Below are 18,372 nucleotides of genomic sequence, written 5' to 3' on the forward strand. Positions count from 1 at the left end.
CCGTGTTCAGTCGGCGAAGGCCTGGGCGACGAGCTCCTTCTGCTCGACCTCGTGCACCTTGGCCGAGCCGACCGCCGGGCTGGCCGAGGCCTTCCGGCTGACCCGCCGCAGCGTCCGGCCGTCGAGGTGCTCGGGCAGGTTGCAGGCCATGAACTGCCAGGCGCCCATGTTGGCCGGCTCCTCCTGCACCCAGACGAGGTCCTTCGCGTGGGGGTAGCGGTCGAGGGCCGTGCGCAGCTGCTCGGTCGGCAGCGGGTAGAGCTGCTCGACCCGCAGGACGGCGGTGTCGGCGCGGCCCTCGCTCTCCCGCTGGGCGAGCAGGTCGTAGGAGACCTTGCCGCTGCACAGCAGGACCCGGCGCACCGCGGCGTCGTCGAGCGGCTCGCCGCCCACGCCCGGGTCGGCGAGCACCGGACGGAACCCCTCGTCGGTGAAGTCCGCGACCGGGCTCACCGCGGCCTTGGCCCGCAGGAGCGACTTCGGCGTGAACACGACCAGCGGCCGGTGCACGTCGGAGAGCGCCTGCCGGCGCAGCAGGTGGAAGTAGTTCCCCGGCGTCGAGCAGTTGGCGACGGTGATGTTGTTCTCCGCCGACAGCTGCAGGAACCGCTCGATGCGGCCGCTGGAGTGGTCCGGGCCCTGGCCCTCGAGGCCGTGCGGCAGGAGCAGCACCACGCCCGAGCGCTGGCCCCACTTGGCCTCGCCGGAGGAGATGAACTCGTCGATGAGCATCTGCGCGCCGTTGACGAAGTCGCCGAACTGGGCCTCCCAGAGGACCAGCGCCTTGGGGTCGGCCACCGAGTAGCCGTACTCGAAGCCGAGCGCGGCGTACTCGCTGAGCAGCGAGTCGTAGACGAAGAACTTCGCCTGGTCCCCGGACAGGTGGGCCAGCGGCGTGTACTCGGCGGCGGTCTCCCGGTCGATGAGGACCGCGTGCCGCTGCACGAACGTGCCGCGCCGGGAGTCCTGGCCGGCCAGTCGCACGGGGACGCCCTGCATGAGCAGCGACCCGAAGGCCAGCAGTTCGCCCATCGACCAGTCGATGCCGCCCTCGCTGACCATCGCCGCGCGCCGCTCGAGCATCCGCTTGAGCTTCGGGTGCGCGGTGAAGTCCTCCGGCAGCGAGACGTGCGCGTCGCCGATCGCCTTCATCACCTCGGCCGAGACGGCGGTGGCGACGGTCGCCTGCTGCGCCGGCTGGTCCATGGCCGGCTGCGGCTTCGGGGTCTCGGTGACGTCGTGCGTCTCGGCGAAGGCCCGCTCGAGCTGCCCGCGGTAGTCCTTGAGGGCCTCCTCGGCCTCCTGCAGCGTGATGTCGCCGCGGCCGACCAGCGCCTCGGTGTAGAGCTTCCGCACCGAGCGCTTGCGGTCGATGATCTCGTACATGAGCGGCTGGGTCATCGACGGGTCGTCGCCCTCGTTGTGCCCGCGGCGGCGGTAGCAGACCAGGTCGATGACGACGTCCTTCTTGAACGCCTGCCGGTACTCCACGGCCAGGCGGGCCACCCGCACGCACGCCTCGGGGTCGTCGCCGTTGACGTGGAAGACCGGTGCGTTGACCATCCGCGCGACGTCGGTCGAGTAGAGGCTCGACCGGGACGACGCCGGGCTGGTGGTGAAGCCGACCTGGTTGTTGACGACGACGTGCACGGTGCCGCCGGTGCGGTAGCCACGCAGCTGGGAGAGGTTCAGCGTCTCCTGGACGACGCCCTGGCCGGCGAACGCCGCGTCACCGTGCAGCAGGACCGGCAGGACGGTGAAGCCCTGCTCGCCCTTGTCGATCATGTCCTGCTTGGCGCGGACGACGCCCTCGAGGACGGGGTTGACCGTCTCCAGGTGCGAGGGGTTGCTGGCCAGCGAGACGTCGATCCGCGCGCCCGGGCGGAACGGGTTCTCGAAGGTCCCCTCGGCGCCGAGGTGGTACTTGACGTCGCCTGAGCCCTGGACGGTGCCGGGGTCGATGTTGCCCTCGAACTCGCCGAAGATCTTGGCGTAGCTCTTGCCGAGCACGTTGGCCAGCACGTTGAGCCGGCCGCGGTGCGGCATGCCGATCGCGACCTCGTCGAGGCCGTGGTCGGTGCCGGCGATGAGCACCTCGTCCAGGACCGGGATCAGCGACTCACCGCCCTCGAGGCTGAACCGCTTCTGGCCGACGTACTTGGTCTGCAGGAAGGTCTCGAACGCCTCGGCGGCGTTGAGCCGGCCCAGGATGTGCTTCTGCTTCTCCCGGTCGGGCTGCTCGGCCTTGACCTCGACCCGCGACTGGAGCCACTCGCGCTCCTCCGGGTCGGTGATGTGCATGTACTCCACGCCGACGGTGCGGCAGTAGGAGTTGCGCAGCACGCCGAGGATGTCGCGCAGGGCCATGACCTTCTCGCCGGCGAAGCCGCCGACGGGGAAGGTGCGGTCGAGGTCCCACAGCGTGAGCCCGTGCTGGAGGATGTCCAGGTCGGGGTGGCTGCGGACCTTGAACTCGAGCGGGTCGGTGTCGGCCAGCAGGTGGCCGTTGCGCCGGTAGGACTCGATGACCTCGATGACCCGGGCTTCCTTGTCGATCTCCCCCTCGCGGCTGACCCGGACGTCGGGCATCCAGCGCACCGGCTCGTAGGGGCAGCGCAGCGACCGGAAGACCTCGTCGTAGAAGCCGTCCTCGCCGAGCAGCAGCGCGTGCAGCCGGCGCAGGAAGTCGCCGGACTCGGCGCCCTGGATGATCCGGTGGTCGTAGGTCGAGGTCAGCGTGATGATCTTCGAGATGCCGAGCTCGGTCAGCGCCTCGGGGCTCATCCCCTGGAACTCGGCGGGGTACTCCATGGCGCCGACGCCGATGATCGCGCCCTGGCCGGCGGTCAGCCGCGGCACCGAGTGGACGGTGCCGATCGTGCCGGGGTTGGTCAGGCTGATCGTGGTGCCGGCGAAGTCCTCGAGGGTCAGCTTACCGGCGCGGGCGCGGCGGATGACGTCCTCGTAGGCGCCCCAGAACTGGGCGAAGTCCATCTGCTCGGCGCCCTTGATCGAGGCGACGACGAGCGAGCGGGAGCCGTCGGACTTGGGCAGGTCGATGGCCAGGCCGAAGTTGACGTGCTCGGGCTGTACGAGGGTCGGCTTGCCGTCGACCTCGGCGAACGCGGCGTTCATGTTCGGGAAGTCGTCGAGCGCCCGGACCAGCGCGTAGCCGATCAGGTGCGTGAACGAGACCTTGCCGCCGCGCGAGCGCTTCAGGTGGTTGTTCAGGACGATCCGGTTGTCGGCCAGCAGCTTGGCCGGCACCGCGCGCACGCTCGTCGCCGTCGGGACGGTGAGCGAGGCGTTCATGTTCTTCACGACGCTGGCGGCGGCACCACGCAGCGGCGTCCGCTTCGGCCCGTCGGAGGAGGCCGCGGCCGGCGTCGGGGAGGCCGGCTTCGGTGCGGGCGCGGCCGCCGTCTTCTGGTCGGCGCGGTCGGCCGCCCGGTCGACGACGGTGGCGTCGGTGCGCTCGGGCACACGGGTCGAGCGCGGCGTGGGCTCCGGGGTGCCGGGGGCGACGGCGGGGCTGCTGGGCCGGGTGGCCGACCCCTCGGCGTCGGCGACGGCCGGGCGCTCGGGGGAGGTCGCGGCGGCCACCGGGGCCGGCGCCGGCTTCGGGGCCGCACCGTCGGACGGGCCGCCGGCGGGGCCGCCGTTGGACGCCGGGGCAGGGGCGGGGGCCTCGTCGCGGTCGTCGCTGGCGGCGACCGGGCTGCCCGGCCGGTAGTCGGCGAAGAACTCGTGCCAGGCCTGGTCCACGCTGGACGGATCGGCGAGGTACTGCTGGTACATCTCCTCGACCAGCCACTCGTTGGTGCCGAAGCCCGCCACCGCGGAGGAGGACGAGGTGGTGGACGGCCGGGATGAGTTGTCGCGTGACACGGGGCGAGTGCCTTCTTCGTCGTCGGTGGACGTCGCTGGACCGGGGTCGGAGTCTACGCCCGTCCGGTTCCCCGGACCCGCGCGGAGCAGGCCCTCCGTGGTCCCGGCCGGCCGGTCAGTCGGTGGCGCCGGCGGCCACGAGCAGGTCGACGAGCGCGTCCCGGGTGCCGGCCTGACCTGCGTCGCGCCGGTGTCGGGCCGCGGCGACCCGGCCGATGTCCAGGGCGCTCGCGCCGTCGCTGGTGGTGGCGTCCACGTCGGCGCCGGCGGCGAGCAGGAGCCGCACGACCTCGGGCGCGTCGCCGCCCGGACCGGCTGCGACGGCCTCGTGCAGCGGTGTGCGGCCGGTGTCGGGGTCGCGGCGCCCGACGGTGGCACCGGCGCCGAGCAGCACGCGCACCAGGTCCGGCCGGCAGGCCCCGGCCGCGGCGGCCAGCGCGCCGCCGTCCGGATCGGCGCCGCGGTCGAGCAGCAGGCGCACGGTGCCGGCGGCGCCGCCGGCCGCGGCGACGGTGAGCAGGTCCCAGCCGTGGGCGGGGTCGCGCAGCGGTGCGCCGCCGTCGAGTTCGGCGGCCAGCCGGTCGGCGTCGTCGAGATGGGCGGCGGCCGGCGCGTCGACCGCGGCGCCCAGGCCGGTGAGCACGCCGACGAGGTGCGGTGCGTGCTCCACGGCCACGTGCAGCGGCGTCCGGCCCGACCCGGTGCGCGCGCCCAGGTCCGCGCCGGCGTCCACGAGCACGCGGACGACGTCCTCGCGGCCCTGCGCGACGGCGAGGTGCAGCGGCGTCCACCCGTCGTCCCCGGCGCGCTCCACCGTGCCGGCCAGCAGCCGGGGGGCGCCGGCGACGGCGGCCCGCACGGCGTCGGTGTCGGCGTCGGTCACGAGCCGGGCGAGCCGCGGGACGGTCATGCGCGTCGTCGGGGGGAGCGTCGCGGGTGTCGTCGGCATGGTCATGCAGGGGCCCTCCTGGGTGCGGGGGGAGTCGTGCAGGCGTGCCGGCAGGGGCTCAGCCGACGTCGCGGCGGACGGCGAGGAAGGTGCCGAGCAGCGCCGCCAGCAGACCGTAACCGAGCAGCAGCAGAGCGCCCTGCCAGGGCTCGAGGAGGTCCGGCGCCTGGAAGTCGGAGGTGATGGCCTGCACCGCGCCTCCGGGCAGCCACTTGTAGGCACCCTGGATCGCGCCGATCGAGGAGATGATCGGTTCGGCCACGTAGAGGTAGACCAGCGCGCCGACGATCGCGCCGACCTGGTTGCGCAGCAGCGCGCCGATGCCCACGCCGATGACGGCGAAGACGACGAGCACCAGTCCGGCCGCGGCCAGCGTCTGCAGGTTGTCGGCGTCCAGCGACGGCGCCCCTCCCCGGGCCCCCGCGTAGACCAGGACCACGACGACCGTCACCGCGAGCACGAGCAGCGCGAACGGCACCGCGGCGGCGGCGTAGGCGAGCAGCTTCCCGGTGACCACGCGGCCGCGGCGCGGCGTGGTGAGGAACGTCGGCGTGGCGGTCCGGTGCCGGTACTCCTGGGTCATCCCGATGATGCCGAGGATGAGGAACAGCACGCTGGCGTTGGCCGCGACGGAGAAGACGACCTCCTCGTACTGCGGCGTGCCCACCGCCGGCAGCCCCGGCTGGCCGTTCTGCTCGACGCCGGCCAGGCCGGTGAACAGGGCGGCGAAGCCACCGGCCATCAGGCAGGCGCCCAGCAGCAGGCCGATCCACACGCGGGTGGTGAACAGCTTGGTCCACTCGGCGCGGACGAGTGCGGTCATCGCAGTGCCCCCTCGGGCGTCGCGGCGGTCGCGCCCGGCGCGGTCGTGCCCGCCGCGAACTGCTCCTGGCCGGCGGTGAGCCGGAAGTAGAGGTCCTCGAGGCCGGTGGCCTCGGCCCGCAGCTCGTGCAGCTCGATCCCGGCGGCGAAGGCGCGGGCGCCGACGTCGGCCGGCGTCGTGTCGGTGGAGGTGACCAGGCCGTCGTCGCCGCGGGCGGCGGAGATGCCCGCGTCGGTGAGCACGGCGGCCAGCCGGTCGGCCTCGGGGCTGCGGGCGAGCACGCTGCCGCCGGAGGCGCCCTCGCGCAGCTCGGCGATCGAGCCCTGCCGCACGAGCCGGCCGGCGCCGACGATCACGACGCGGTCGGCGGTCTGCTCGACCTCCGACAGCAGGTGGCTGGAGACCAGGACGGTGCGGCCCTCGTCGTGGGCCAGGTGCCGCAGGAAGCCGCGCAGCCAGAGGATGCCCTCGGGGTCCAGGCCGTTGGCCGGCTCGTCGAGGACCAGCACCGGCGGGTCGCCCAGCAGCGCGGTGGCCAGTGCCAGCCGCTGCCGCATCCCGAGGGAGTAGCCGCCGGCCCGGCGCTTCCCGGCGCCGGTGAGCCCCACCTGGTCGAGCACCTCGTCGGCGCGGGTGACCGGCAGGCCCGCGGCGCGGCAGTACACGCGCAGGTGGTCGCGGCCGGAGCGGGCCGGGTGGAAGGCGGTCTCGAGGACGGCGCCGACGGTGCGCACCGGCTCGCGCAGGGCCGCGTACGGGACGCCGTCGAAGGTCGCGCTGCCGGCATCGGGGGAGATGAGGCCGAGCACCATCCGCAGGGTCGTCGTCTTGCCCGCGCCGTTCGGCCCGAGGAAGCCGGTCACCGAACCGGGTTCCACGGTGAAACCGAGGTCGGACACCGCCCGCACGGTCCCGAACGTCTTGCTCAGACCGGACACCTCGACCCGCACGGGCTCCGTGCGCCCGGCAGTCGCGCTGGTCATCGCTCCTCCTCGCCGTCGGTCCCCCCGTGCAGCCGTCATCCTGGCGTACGCGGCCCGCAGTGCCGAGGGTCCGGCCTGCGGCGCGCCGCCCCGTCCGGGGCCGGCAACGCGCCGTCCACCTGCCGTTTCCCCGGCCTCCTCCCGGCGAGGCCGGGGCGTGACCGGCGGCACGGGTGCCCGGCCCGATCACTACAGTGCGCGCCGTGAGCGACTGTCGGACGGTGGTGGCCGCGGCCGGCGGCCCGGAGTCCTCCCCGCGGGCGGTCGACCGGGCGGCCGGCGCCGGTCCGCGCCGCTCGGGGTGCGCCGTGCCCGTCGTCCCCGCGACGGGCTGACCCGGGACCCGTCGTGGACCCCGCCGGACCCCAGCCGGGAGACGCCGACCGCTCCGCCGTGCGCGAGGCGCTGGAGCGGCTGCTGCTCGGCGGGCCGCGCCGGCTGACCCGGCTGGAGGTGGCCGCCGCGGCCGGCATGCCGCCCGAGCGCACCCAGCGGCTGTGGCGCGCGCTGGGCTTCCCCGACGTCGCCGACGACGACCGCGCCTTCACCCTGGCCGACGTCGGGGCGCTGGCGACCCTCTCGGCGCTGATCGACTCCGGCTTCGTCGACCCCGACACCGAGGCCTCGATCGCCCGGGTGACCGGTCAGGCGCTGTCGCGGCTGGCCGACTGGCAGACCGACCTGCTGGCCGAGGGCCTCCTCCGGCAGGCCCGCGAGCACGGCCCCGACGCCGTCGACCCGGTCGCCGCGGCCGAGGTCCTGGTGCCGCTGCTGGCGCGCACGCAGGACTACGTGTGGCGCCGGCACCTCACGGCCAACATCGACCGGCTCACCTCGTCCGGGGAGCCCGGGGACCGCCGCGAGCTCGCCGTCGGCTTCGCCGACCTGGTCGGCTACACCACCCGGTCACGGGGCATGGGCGGCCGCGAGCTCGGCGCGATGGTCGAGGCCTTCGAGGCGACCGCGAGCGAGGTCATCGCCCGCTCGCACGGCCGGGTGGTCAAGACCGTCGGCGACGGCGTCCTCTACACCGCGGCCGCGGCCGTCGACGCGGTCGAGATCGGGCTGACCCTGTCGGAGGCCTGGGCCGCCGCCGACCGGCCGCCGCTGCGGGTGGGCGCCGCCTACGGCACGGTGCTCACCCGGCTCGGCGACGTCTACTCACCGGTGGTCAACCTGGCCAGCCGGCTGACGTCGGTCGCGCACGCCGGGACGGTGCTGGTCGACCGCGAGCTGGCCCGGCGGCTGCGCGGCGTGCCGGGGTACCGCGTGCGGCCCCTGCGGCGCGTGTCGGTGCGCGGCTACGACCACCTGCAGCCCTGGCTGGTGCGCCGGCGGCCCGGGGACGACGAGGACCTCGCGCTCGAGGGGATGCTCGACCAGATGGCCGACGAGGTCCTCGCCGCCGAGGACGACGAGCCCGAGGACGAGATGTCGCGCGACGGCTGACCGGTGCGCGCGCTACCGTCGTCCCGTGCTGTGAGCCGGAGACGACGTCGACCGTGACCGTTCCGTCCCCCCGGGAGCACCTCCATGAGCGCCACCCTCGTCGCGCGCGGCCTGGCCGCCGGCCACGGTGCCCGCGTCCTCTTCTCCGGCCTCGACCTGGTCGTCGCGCCCGGTGACGTCGTCGGCCTGGTCGGCGTCAACGGGGCCGGCAAGTCCACCCTGCTGCGCACGCTGGCCGGCGAGCTGCCGGTGGGCTCCGGCTCGATCGTCCTCAGTCCGCCGACGGCGACCATCGGCTCCCTGCCGCAGGAGCTCGAGCGGCGCGCGGGCGAGACCGTGGCCGCCGCGCTGGCCCGCCGCACCGGCGTGACCGCCGCCCAGGCCGCCCTCGACGCCGCCACCGCCGACCTCACCGAGGGCCGTCCCGGCGCCGACGACACCTACGCCGAGGCGCTGGAGCGCTGGCTGTCCCTCGGCGGCGCCGACCTCGACGAACGGCTCGAGCTGGTGCTCGCCGAGGTCGCCCCCGGGGTCGCGCCGGACGCGGCGATGCCCGCGCTGTCCGGTGGGCAGGCCGCGCGCGTGGGGCTGGCCGCGCTGCTGCTGTCCCGCTACGACGTGCTGCTCCTCGACGAGCCCACCAACGACCTCGACCTGACCGGCCTGGAGCAGCTGGAGGCCTTCGTCGCCGGCACCCGCAGCGGCATCGTCGTGGTCAGCCACGACCGCGAGTTCCTGGCCCGCACGGTCACCCGCGTCGTCGAGCTCGACCTGGCCCAGCAGCTGGTCCGCGTCGTCGACGGCGGCTACGAGGCCTACCTGACCGAGCGCGAGGTGGCCCGCCGGCACGCGCGCGAGGAGTACGAGGAGTTCGCGGAGACGAAGGCCGAGCTGGAGGCCCGCGCGCGGATGCAGCGCAACTGGCTGGCCAAGGGCGTGCGCGACGCGGTGAAGAAGCAGAAGGACCCCGACAAGCACATCAAGGCGCACAACCGGTCGACGGCGGAGAAGCAGGGCGCCAAGGCCAAGCAGACCGAGCGGCGCATCGAGCGGCTGGAGGTGGTCGAGGAGCCCCGCAAGGAGTGGGAGCTGCGGATGACCATCGCCGCCGCGCCGCGCGCCGGGGCCGTCGTCGCCACGCTGCGCGACGCCGTCGTCCGCCGCGGGGACTTCACCCTCGGGCCGGTGAGCCTGCAGGTCGACTGGGGCGACCGGCTGGCCATCACCGGGCCGAACGGCTCGGGCAAGACGACGCTGCTCGGCGCACTGCTCGGCCGCGTGCCGCTGGACGCCGGGGCCGCCTCGCTCGGCCCGTCGGTCCGGCTGGGCGAGGTCGACCAGGCCCGCGGGCTGTTCACCGGCGACCGGCAGCTGATCGACGCCTTCGGCGCGGAGGTGCCCGACCGGCCCACCGCCGAGGTGCGCACCCTGCTGGCCAAGTTCGGGCTGACCGCCGAGCACGTGGTGCGGTCCGCGGCCACGCTGTCGCCGGGGGAGCGCACCCGCGCGGCCCTGGCGCTGCTGCAGGCGCGCGGGGTGAACGTGCTGGTGCTCGACGAGCCGACCAACCACCTCGACCTGCCGGCCATCGAGCAGCTGGAGTCGGCGCTGGCCGCCTACCCGGGCACGCTGCTGCTGGTCACCCACGACCGCCGGATGCTCGAGGCGGTCGCCACCACGCGGCGGATCGCCGTCGACGGGGGCCGCGTGACGGAGACGCCCGGCTAGACGTCCTCGCCGAGGGCGTCCGACAGGCCGACGGTGGCCATGCCGGCCCAGGTGTCGTCGACGTGGTGGGCCAGCACCATGAGGTCGCGCAGGTTCCCCTCCCGGTCGCGGACCTGGTCGCGCAGCAGCGCCTCCCCGGTGAAGCCGAGGTCGGTGAACAGCGCCAGGGCCGCGCCCTGCTCGGCGACGACCTCCACGACCAGCTTCGCCAGCCCGTCGCCGACCGCCGCCACCAGCGCGTGGCGGGCCAGCTGCCGGCCCAGGCCCGTGCCGCGCCGGGTGGGGGAGACGACCAGGCGCACCTCGCCGACGTGCGCCGACCAGCCGGTCAGCCGCCGCACCGCCACGTAGCCGGCGACCTCCTCGCCGTCGAGGGCGACCCAGCGCTTCGCCCCGCCCGAGCCGGTGGCCCAGGAGCGGACGACGTCGGGATCGGTGACCTGCTCCTCGATGAAGGTCAGGTCCCCCTCGGGCAGGCCCTGGAAGAAGCGCACCAGCGCGTCGCTGTGCGCCGTCCCGAGCTCGACGACGTCCACGGTCACTCCTCCTCCTGCCCGGCGGCGGGGCCGGGCGCGCTCTCGTCGCTGCGCTTGCGCAGGAACCCGATGATCTCCGGCACGGTCGTCTTGGCCGCCGTCTTGCCGACCACGAGGCCCATGTGACCGGCCGCGAGCCGCAGCTCGTGCTTGTCCTCCGAGCCGACCAGGTCGATCAGCGGCGCGGTCGCGTCGGGCGGCACGATGTGGTCGCGGTCGGCCCGCACCGTGAGGAACGGCAGCCGGATGTCGGACAGGTGCACCCGGTCCCCGCCCACGGTCAGCCGGTCGGTGACCATCCCGTTGTCCCGCACCAGCATCTGCACCGTCTCGCGTGCGGCGGCGCCGGCGAACGGGATGTGGTCGTCGGACCAGCCGGTCATCGCCGAGTAGGCCGACACGTACTCGTCGTTCCAGAGCCGCTCCCACAGCGTCACGTAGCGGGTGACCTCGGCGGTGGGCGTGAGTGTGCGGAAGCCCTGGACGACCACGCGCGGGGGCACGTTGCCGTTCTCGTCGATGACGTCGTCGACCTCCATCCCGCCGCTGCGGAAGATGTCGGACATCGGCCCCATCTTCGTGAAGTCGACCGGGGTGGCCAGCACGCTGAGGCTGCGGACGGGCGCGTCGGGGTGGTGCGCGGCGTACAGCAGCGACAGGTCGCCGCCGAAGCAGTAGCCGAAGAGGTTGACCTCGTCGGCACCGGAGATCTCCCGCACCCGGTCGATCGCCGCCGGGATGTAGTCGTCGACGTAGTCCTCGAGCCGGTTCTCGGCGTCGCGCTCGTCGGGCTCGCCCCAGTCGACCATGTAGACGTCGAAGCCCGCGTCGAGCAGCTGCTCGATGAAGCTGTTGCCCGGCGTCAGGTCGAGGATGTAGCTGCGGCTGATCAGGCTGAACACGATGAGCAGCGGCGGTGAGTACTTCACCTTGTCGCTGCGGTAGTGCCACAGCTGCGTGCGGCCGCGCTCCCAGACGACGTCCTTGGGGGTGAGCCCGACGCCGGGCCGGTCGACGCCGGCGACGAGCTTGATCCCGTTACGAGCGCGGAGGGCGTTGCGCTCCACGTCGCGCCGGACGCGGTCGAGGACCGCTTGCGGGCTGGGCACCGTCGGCATCGGTCTCCTCCGTGGTGGCGTCCGCCGTGGGGGGACGGCGGCGTTCGGTCTCGAGTTGGACGGTCAGCCGCCGGACCTCGCGGTCCAGCGCGCCGACCTGGGCACGCAGCCGGGCGAGGTCGGTGCCCGCGGGCAGGTTGACCAGGTGCCAGGCGCGCGCGGACACGCCGCGGGCGGTGTCCTTGGCGACGTTCTGCGCACGCCGCAGGAGCCCGACGCCGGTGGCGAAGTACGGCGTGCGCACCAGGCTCTCGGCGTGGGGGGTGACCCGCTTCTCGGCGGCGTCGAACGCCTGCCGCCACAGGGGCGTGCCCGGTGGTGTCTGCGCCGCCATCGACGTACCTCCTCCGTGTCGGACCGGCTGTCCGCCGGGGTCCCCTACCCGCCCGCCCGGTGATCTACCGCACAGCGCGGATACGGTCCGGGTGACGGTTCGGGCACGTGAGAGGAGACCACGGTGGCGGACAGGACGATCCTGGACATGTTCCGGCTCGACGGGAAGGTGGCCGTCGTGACGGGTGCGTCCTCGGGACTGGGCGTGGTGTTCGCCCGGGCGCTGGCCGAGGCCGGTGCCGACGTGGCGCTGGGCGCGCGGCGCGAGGACCGGATGGCCGCCACGAAGGAGGCCGTCGAGGCCGCCGGGCGGCGCGCGATCACGGTGCGCACCGACGTCGCGAAGGTCGAGGACTGCCAGGCGCTGGTCGACGCCGCCATGGCCGAGTTCGGCCGGGTCGACGTCCTGGTCAACAACGCCGGCATCGGCACCGCGGCCCCGGCCACGCGCGAGAAGCCCGAGGAGTTCCGGGCGGTCATCGACGTCAACCTCAACGGCTGCTACTGGATGGCGCAGGCCTGCGGGCGGGTGATGAAGCCGGGCAGCTCGATCGTGAACATCTCCAGCGTCCTGGGGCTGACCACCGCCGGGCTGCCGCAGGCCGCCTACGCGGCGAGCAAGGCCGGCCTGATCGGGCTGACCCGCGACCTCGCCCAGCAGTGGACCGGTCGCAAGGGCATCCGGGTCAACGCCCTGGCGCCGGGGTTCTTCGCCTCGGAGATGACCGACCAGTACCCCGAGGGCTACCTCGACCAGCAGATGAGCCGGGTGCTCGTCGGGCGGGCCGGGGACCCCGAGGAGCTGGCCGCGGCGCTGGTCTTCCTGGTCAGCGACGCCGGCGGCTACGTCACCGGGACCACGATCCCGGTCGAGGGCGGCATGCTCACCAGCTGAGGCGTCCCGGGGCCCCGCGCGCGGGGCCCCGGGTCCTGCTCAGGCCCGCTCGACCCGGCCGACGAGCGCGGTGATCCGCTCGACCAGCTGCGGCCACACCGCGCGGGGCAGGTCGTGGCCCATCCCGTCGACGACGAGCAGCTCGGCGCCGGGGATCGCCGCCGCGGTGGCGCGGCCGCCCGAGACGTTGACCAGCGCGTCCTGCTCGCCGTGGATCACCAGCGTCGGGACGCCGACCCGCGCGAGGTCGGCGGTCCGGTCGGGGCTGGCGAGGATCGCGGCCAGCTGGCGGGCCACGCCGGCGGGGTCGTGGGCGCGGTCGAAGGACAGCCCGGCCCGCTCGCGCAGGCCGGCCTCGTCGAACTCGAAGCCGGGGGAGCCGATGACCCGGTAGGTGTCGACGGCGCGCTGCAGGGCGCTGTCCCGGTCGGTGGCCGGCGGGGCGAGCAGGACGCCCAACGCGGCCTCGGCCGGCGACCCGACCGCGGGGTCGCCCGTCGTCGACATGATCGAGGTCAGGCTGCGCACCTTCTCCGGGTACCGGATGGCCAGCGCCTGGGCGATCATGCCGCCCATCGAGGCGCCGACCACGTGGGCGCTCTCCAGGCCCAGGGCGTCGAGCAGGCCGGCGGTGTCGTCGGCCATGTCGGCCAGGCGGTAGGCGACCCGCGAGTGGTCGCCGCCCATCACGGCGAGCACGTCCGGCGCACCGGCGTCGTGCAGGTGGGTGGACAGTCCGATGTCGCGGTTGTCGAACCGGACGACGAAGTGGCCGCGGTCGGCCAGCATGCGGCAGAACTCGTCGGGCCAGCCGACCATCTGCGTGGCCAGGCCCATGACGAGCAGCAGCGGCGTGTCCTCCGCCGAGCCGAACGTCTCGTAGGCCAGCTCGATCTCCCCGACGCGGGTGGTCTGCACCCCGGTGGTCTCCATGCCGCGCACGCTAGTTCGGTGCTCCGCGGGCCCCGGAGGCGGCCGGCAGCACGGTGTCCCTCCCGGTGCGGCCGGTGCCGCTAGGCTCCGCCGCCACGGGCGGGCGGGGAGCGGGGGATCGCGGTGGAGTCGTCGGGTGCCTCAGGGGCGTCGGGGGCCGAGAGCCGGGAGTTCGCGGCGGGGCTGCGGGCTCTGCTCGACTGGCTGCACGTGCCGGGTCAGGGGGCGCGCGACGACGTCGTCGCGCTGGTGCAGGAGGCGCTCGGCCCCGCGGGCCTCGAGCAGTCGGTGGTGGCCCGGGAGCTGCCGCCCTTCGAGCACGTCAACCTGCAGACGGCGCTGGACGCCTGGAGTGCCGCGCCGGGACGCACCGTGGAGGTCCGCGGCGTCGCCCTCCCGCCGCACTACGGCGGCATCGACCTGCAGCAGCTGATGACCGGCGAGGCGCTGCCCCCGGTGCGGCTGGGCGCCCCCGCGGTGGCCGACCTGCCCAACGGCCCGGGGTCGACGCTGGCCTGCCTGCGGCTGGCGCTGCTGCTGGTCACCGACGACGACGGCCGCTACGTGGTCCTGGTGCAGGGGCCGGGGGAGCACCGGGAGACCCTCGGTCTCGAGGTGGCCGGGCTGCCGGTGCACCGGGCGCAGGCCGTCCTGACCGAGCTCGACCGGCTGCGGCGGGAGCTCAACGTCTACCGCGGCCGGCTCGTCGAGGTCACCCCGACACCGATGGGCGGCGTCGCGCTGGCCTTCCTCGACCCGCCGGACCTCGCGCGCGACGACGTCGTGCTGCCGCCCGTCGTGCTCGACCGCGTCGAGCGGCACGCCCTCGGGGTGGCCGAGCACCGCGCCGGCCTGCGCGCCGCCGGGCAGCACCTCAAGCGCGGGCTGCTGCTCTACGGCCCGCCGGGCACCGGCAAGACGCACACCGTCCGCTACCTGCTGGGCCGCATGGACGGCTACTCCCGCCTGCTGCTCACCGGCCGCTCGCTGGGCCTGGTCGGCTCGGTCGCCGACCTCGCCCGCGACCTGCAGCCGGCCGTGGTGGTGCTCGAGGACGTCGACCTCGTGGCCGCCGACCGCTCCTTCGGCCCCGGTGGCAGCCCGGTGCTGTTCGACCTGCTCGACGCCATGGACGGCGCGGCACCGGACGCCGACCTGCTGTTCGTCCTCACCACCAACCGCGCCGACCTGCTCGAGCCGGCGCTGGCCGCGCGGCCGGGCCGCATCGACGTCGCCGTGGAGGTCGACCTGCCCGACGCCGCCGCCCGCCGGGAGCTGCTGCGGCTCTACGGGCGGGACGTGCCCCTGCGGCTGACCGACGACGACGTGACGCGGGCCGTCGAGGGCACCGACGGCGTGACGGCGTCGTTCCTCAAGGAGCTGCTGCGCCGCGCGGTGCTCGAGTCGCTGCACGAGCAGGACCCGGTCGTCGCGGTCACCGGCGCGCACCTCGACCGCGCCCTCGACGACCTGCTCGACAGCACCCAGCAGGTGACCCGCACCCTGCTCGGCGTGGGCGCCGAGGACGTCGTCGCGGCGGGCGACGGGGCACAGCCCGGACTCGCGCCGCACGTGCACTCCTCCGGGGGGTACCGCTCCTACCGGCTCCGCTGATCCCGGCCGGCGGCCGCTGCACCGCTACCGGCGCGGCGGGCGGCCCGCACGCCGACGACGACCGCACCGATCACCAGCAGGACCCCCAGGCCCTGCAGGCCGGGTGAGTCGTCGGCCTCTCCCAGCACGACGCCGGCGACCCCGAGGGCGACCACGACGAGGAGCGCGACGACGGCGGCGGCGGACCGCACGGCAGGTGACATGCACCGAGTATCGGTGCACATCTATCGAACATCAATAGACGGGCGCTGGGTCACGGGGGCGCACGATCGATCCGGACAGCGGAACGCCCCGGACGGAGGGCCGTCCGGGCCGTTCCGACCGCCTGTGTGTGTGGCAGGTCGGCTTGGAGGGTGCGAGCTCGGTCGAGTGGGCGCCGTTCGGCCGATCCGGCACCGGCAGGAGCCGGACGGCGGCGGTGACGGCAGCGGTGGTCAGCGGTGACCTCCCGCGCAGCGGTCGAGCCCGGCTCCTCCGCCGCCTACCAGGAGACGCCGGGCTCGTAGGTCCCGAAGCTCCACTCCTGACCGCCGGGGTCCAGGACCCGGGCCCGCCGGGTGTGGAAGGGAGTGTTCCCCGGCGGGATCACCGGCCGGGCGCCGGCGGCGACGGCCCGGTCGAACACCCCGTCGACGTCCTCGACGCGCAGGTAGAGCCCGCGTCCCGTGGACCGCCCGACGAGCGGCGGCACCTGGTAGTCGGCGTCGTCACTGCTCACCTGCAGCGCGACGTCCCCCCAGCGGACCTCGGCGTGCGTCACCTGCCCGTCCTGCCCCTGCTGGCGCCGCACCTCCGAGAAGCCGATCGCGGCCAGCCAGTCGAGTGCGGCCGGGGCGTCGCGGTAGCTGAGGTAGGCGAACAACTGCGGAGTCACCCGGCCGAACCTAGGGGCTCCCGGCTCCTCCCAGGAGGAACGGAGGCGCCGCCTCCGATGACGGCGCCGCGGCCGGCGGAGCCCACTCGGCTGGGGCGATCAGCGTTGGCGACCGGCGAGGTGGCCCGGTCCGACGCCGGACCGGGAGTCGTCCGCTGCGGGGAGGGTGGCCGAGGAGAGCGGCCAGTCGGACAGCTGGGCGCCTCGCAGGTCACCCCGGGCGAGGTCACGAGTACGGGCGCGACGATGCCGTTGCAGGTGGGCCGGCCCGAGCCTGGACGAAGGTCGTGGCCCTGAGCGGCCGAGCCGTCCACCGTGCATTGCCCGACAGTGCTGCTCCTGAGCCGGGTGTCCCGGAGCGACCTGCTCAGAGGATCCGCGGGCTGGGCGGTGCTCGAACGGAACCGTCCTCGGGTTCGGCTGACCCATCCGGGGTGCCGCGCTGCCTCGAGCCGATCCTCCGGCGGCGGCGGGCAGGTGCGAGCCGTCACCGGCGCGCTGTGTCCGCGAGGGTGAGCGCTGCGGTCGTTGACTCCGCGCCGACGTCCCGAGGAGCCTCCCCTGTCCGTGCAAGCCCTGCGGCTGAGGCGACAGAGAGCCCCTGGCGAGGAGGACAACATGCAACGCACGCGACGCGTCGTGGCAGTCGGGACCGTGGTGGCCGCCTCGGCACTCCTCCTCCCGGGGGCCGTGGCCAGCGCCGGCGCCGACGATCCCGGTGCGGCTCACGGCCACGAGAACACCCTGCGGTTCGACGTCGAGTTCAGCCCGTTCACCCTCGTCGACCTCGGGGAGCCGGGCCTCTCGGCCGCGGACGTGATCGTCTTCGACGACGTCCTCCTCCAGGCCGGCGAGCGGGTCGGTGGCATGGCCGGGACCTGCGTCGTCATCGACGCGACCCCCCGCGCCAACTGCACCGGGATCGTCACGTTGGGTGACCAGGACAGCATCACCTTCGCGTTCTTGAACGCGCCGCCACCGGAGAAGGTGTTCGCCGTCACCGGAGGATCGGGCGCCTACCGGACTGCACGAGGTGACGGCCTGCTCGTCGAGTTCGGAGACGACACCGGGACGCTCACCCTGAACGTGGTCGACACGTGAGCCGTCGGGCGCTCGAGCCACTCGTCGTCTGCCGGTGACCTGGGGCTCGACCCAGGTTCCCGGCCGGCATGCGACAGGTGGCGAGCGGGGTCCGCGGCCTGCGCTCAGCCAGGGGATGAGGCTCCGGTGACGCTCCACGGGTCCTGGGCGGCTTCTCCTGCCCCACCTGAGGCAACTGAGTCACGGCCGCACCTCTCGGGAAGAGACACGACGCGTCGCCCCGTGTGACCGTCACCTTCCGTGCGGACCTCCTGCGGACCGAACACGGAGACGGCCCGGACGGAGGACCGTCCGGGCCGTTCTCACCAGCTGGACGTGCCCCCGGCAGGATTCGAACCTGCGCACCCGCCTCCGGAGGGCGGTGCTCTATCCCCTGAGCTACGGGGGCTCGGGGCAGGGGAGAAGTTACCAGTCCTCCCCGGGAGCCCCGGCGGGCGGGTCGGCCCGGATCAGGGAGCCGGCAGCGGCGTCCCGCCCCGCGCCGTGAGCATGCCGACCATCGTCGACACCTCGGCGGTCTGGGTCTCGGCGATCGAGGTGGCCAGCGTCCGCACCGCCGATTGCGTGCCGTGGTCGGCCTGGTACTGCGCCATCTCCAGGCCGCCCTGGTGGTGGCGGATCATCAGCCGCAGGAACTCGACGTCGAACGCCGTCCCCGTCAGGGACCTCAGGCCGGCGAGCTCGGTCTCGGTGGCCATGCCCGGCATCAGCGCGCCGGCCGTGTCGTCGGACGTCGAGGACGTGCCGTGCCCGCCGTGCTCCCCGCCCATCCAGGCCATGTGGTCCCCGCCGGAGCGGGGCAAGCCCCACAGCGCCAGCCAGCCCTCCATCTGCCCGGCCTGGTTGGTCTGCGTGCTGGAGATGTCGAAGGCCAGCTGCCGGATCTCCGGGTCGGTGCTCCGCTCGAGCGCCAGGTTCGCCATCTCCACGCCCTGCCGGTGGTGCAGCGCCATGTCGCGGGAGAAGCCGGCGTCGACCGAGTCGGCCGCCGGTGTCGCCTCCCGCCCGATGCCCAGCCCCACCGCCAGCGCGCCGCCGAGCACCACGAGCGCGACGGCGATGACGGCGAGCAGCGCAGCGCGCAGGCCGCGCCCGCGAGGGGCCGGCGCCGGGGCCTGCAGTTCCGGGCCGACGACGGTGACGGTCAT

At 74.5% G+C, this 18,372-nt stretch carries 17 protein-coding genes and 1 tRNA gene; 6 read left to right on the top strand and 12 right to left on the bottom strand.

Annotation, left to right across the window (positions count from 1 at the left end; genetic code table 11):
• Positions 1–6: 6 nt before the first annotated feature.
• The 4 genes from HLV61_RS06485 to HLV61_RS06500 form a co-directional block, all read right to left on the bottom strand.
• Positions 7–3,888: a multifunctional oxoglutarate decarboxylase/oxoglutarate dehydrogenase thiamine pyrophosphate-binding subunit/dihydrolipoyllysine-residue succinyltransferase subunit gene (locus HLV61_RS06485; RefSeq protein WP_369253572.1), complete on the bottom strand. Its 3,882-nt coding sequence runs from the start codon at positions 3,886–3,888 to the stop codon at positions 7–9.
• A 115-nt stretch (positions 3,889–4,003) separates the two neighbouring features.
• Positions 4,004–4,843, bottom strand: coding sequence for an ankyrin repeat domain-containing protein (locus HLV61_RS06490; RefSeq protein WP_369253573.1), 840 nt, complete (start codon positions 4,841–4,843; stop codon positions 4,004–4,006).
• Between the two features lie 52 nt (positions 4,844–4,895).
• Entirely contained in the window at positions 4,896–5,660 is a 765-nt protein-coding gene (locus HLV61_RS06495; RefSeq protein ID WP_369253574.1) for an ABC transporter permease, read from the bottom strand.
• Positions 5,657–6,643: an ABC transporter ATP-binding protein gene (locus HLV61_RS06500; protein ID WP_369253575.1), complete on the bottom strand. Its 987-nt coding sequence runs from the start codon at positions 6,641–6,643 to the stop codon at positions 5,657–5,659. Before HLV61_RS06500 ends, HLV61_RS06495 begins: the two co-directional genes overlap by 4 nt.
• 203 nt (positions 6,644–6,846) lie before the next feature.
• On the opposite strand from HLV61_RS06500, the gene HLV61_RS06505 reads away from it, so the two are divergent.
• From HLV61_RS06505 to HLV61_RS06515, 3 genes are all read left to right on the top strand, one after another.
• Positions 6,847–6,978: a hypothetical protein gene (locus HLV61_RS06505; RefSeq protein ID WP_369253576.1), complete on the top strand. Its 132-nt coding sequence runs from the start codon at positions 6,847–6,849 to the stop codon at positions 6,976–6,978.
• 13 nt (positions 6,979–6,991) lie between these two features.
• The gene (locus HLV61_RS06510; RefSeq protein ID WP_369253577.1) at positions 6,992–8,092 is read left to right on the top strand and encodes an adenylate/guanylate cyclase domain-containing protein; all 1,101 of its coding nucleotides are present in this window, start codon (positions 6,992–6,994) and stop codon (positions 8,090–8,092) included.
• Positions 8,093–8,176: 84 nt separating this feature from the next.
• Positions 8,177–9,820 carry an ABC-F family ATP-binding cassette domain-containing protein gene (locus HLV61_RS06515; RefSeq protein ID WP_369253578.1) on the top strand — a complete coding sequence of 548 codons (1,644 nt, stop codon included), beginning with the start codon at positions 8,177–8,179 and terminating at the stop codon, positions 9,818–9,820.
• On the opposite strand, the gene HLV61_RS06520 is transcribed toward HLV61_RS06515, so the two are convergent.
• From HLV61_RS06520 to HLV61_RS06530, 3 genes are read right to left on the bottom strand one after another with little or no spacing between them, the layout of a single operon-like run.
• Entirely contained in the window at positions 9,817–10,356 is a 540-nt protein-coding gene (locus HLV61_RS06520; RefSeq protein ID WP_369253579.1) for a GNAT family N-acetyltransferase, read from the bottom strand. The genes HLV61_RS06515 and HLV61_RS06520 overlap by 4 nt on opposite strands.
• Positions 10,357–10,358: 2 nt before the next feature.
• Positions 10,359–11,474, bottom strand: coding sequence for a PHA/PHB synthase family protein (locus HLV61_RS06525; protein WP_369253580.1), 1,116 nt, complete (start codon positions 11,472–11,474; stop codon positions 10,359–10,361).
• Positions 11,395–11,808 carry a hypothetical protein gene (locus HLV61_RS06530; protein WP_369253581.1) on the bottom strand — a complete coding sequence of 138 codons (414 nt, stop codon included), beginning with the start codon at positions 11,806–11,808 and terminating at the stop codon, positions 11,395–11,397. The genes HLV61_RS06525 and HLV61_RS06530 overlap by 80 nt, the downstream gene beginning before the upstream one ends.
• 123 nt (positions 11,809–11,931) lie before the next feature.
• Here HLV61_RS06530 and HLV61_RS06535 point away from each other — a divergent pair, with 123 nt between their 5' ends.
• The gene (locus HLV61_RS06535) at positions 11,932–12,702 is read left to right on the top strand and encodes an SDR family NAD(P)-dependent oxidoreductase (RefSeq protein WP_369253582.1); all 771 of its coding nucleotides are present in this window, start codon (positions 11,932–11,934) and stop codon (positions 12,700–12,702) included.
• 39 nt (positions 12,703–12,741) lie between these two features.
• Here the strand turns inward: HLV61_RS06535 and HLV61_RS06540 are convergent, their stop codons facing one another.
• On the bottom strand, positions 12,742–13,635 hold the full coding sequence (locus tag HLV61_RS06540; protein ID WP_369253583.1) for an alpha/beta fold hydrolase: 894 nt from the start codon (positions 13,633–13,635) through the stop codon (positions 12,742–12,744).
• Between the two features lie 123 nt (positions 13,636–13,758).
• Here HLV61_RS06540 and HLV61_RS06545 point away from each other — a divergent pair, with 123 nt between their 5' ends.
• Positions 13,759–15,249: an AAA family ATPase gene (locus HLV61_RS06545; protein ID WP_369253584.1), complete on the top strand. Its 1,491-nt coding sequence runs from the start codon at positions 13,759–13,761 to the stop codon at positions 15,247–15,249.
• Here the strand turns inward: HLV61_RS06545 and HLV61_RS06550 are convergent.
• Positions 15,234–15,452: a hypothetical protein gene (locus HLV61_RS06550; protein WP_369253585.1), complete on the bottom strand. Its 219-nt coding sequence runs from the start codon at positions 15,450–15,452 to the stop codon at positions 15,234–15,236. The genes HLV61_RS06545 and HLV61_RS06550 overlap by 16 nt on opposite strands.
• A 278-nt stretch (positions 15,453–15,730) precedes the next feature.
• Positions 15,731–16,123: a VOC family protein gene (locus HLV61_RS06555; RefSeq protein ID WP_369253586.1), complete on the bottom strand. Its 393-nt coding sequence runs from the start codon at positions 16,121–16,123 to the stop codon at positions 15,731–15,733.
• A gap of 618 nt (positions 16,124–16,741) precedes the next feature.
• Here HLV61_RS06555 and HLV61_RS06560 point away from each other — a divergent pair.
• A complete protein-coding gene (locus tag HLV61_RS06560) occupies positions 16,742–17,224 on the top strand; it encodes a hypothetical protein (protein ID WP_369253587.1) in 483 nt (160 codons plus the stop codon).
• Positions 17,225–17,540: 316 nt separating this feature from the next.
• Here HLV61_RS06560 and HLV61_RS06565 read toward each other — a convergent pair.
• Both HLV61_RS06565 and HLV61_RS06570 read right to left on the bottom strand, forming a co-directional pair.
• Positions 17,541–17,612: transfer RNA gene (locus HLV61_RS06565), tRNA-Arg, on the bottom strand.
• A 61-nt stretch (positions 17,613–17,673) separates the two neighbouring features.
• A complete protein-coding gene (locus HLV61_RS06570; protein WP_369253588.1) occupies positions 17,674–18,372 on the bottom strand; it encodes a DUF305 domain-containing protein in 699 nt (232 codons plus the stop codon).

This window comes from Geodermatophilus amargosae (genome assembly GCF_041028265.1).
GTDB lineage: Bacteria > Actinomycetota > Actinomycetes > Mycobacteriales > Geodermatophilaceae > Geodermatophilus > Geodermatophilus amargosae_A.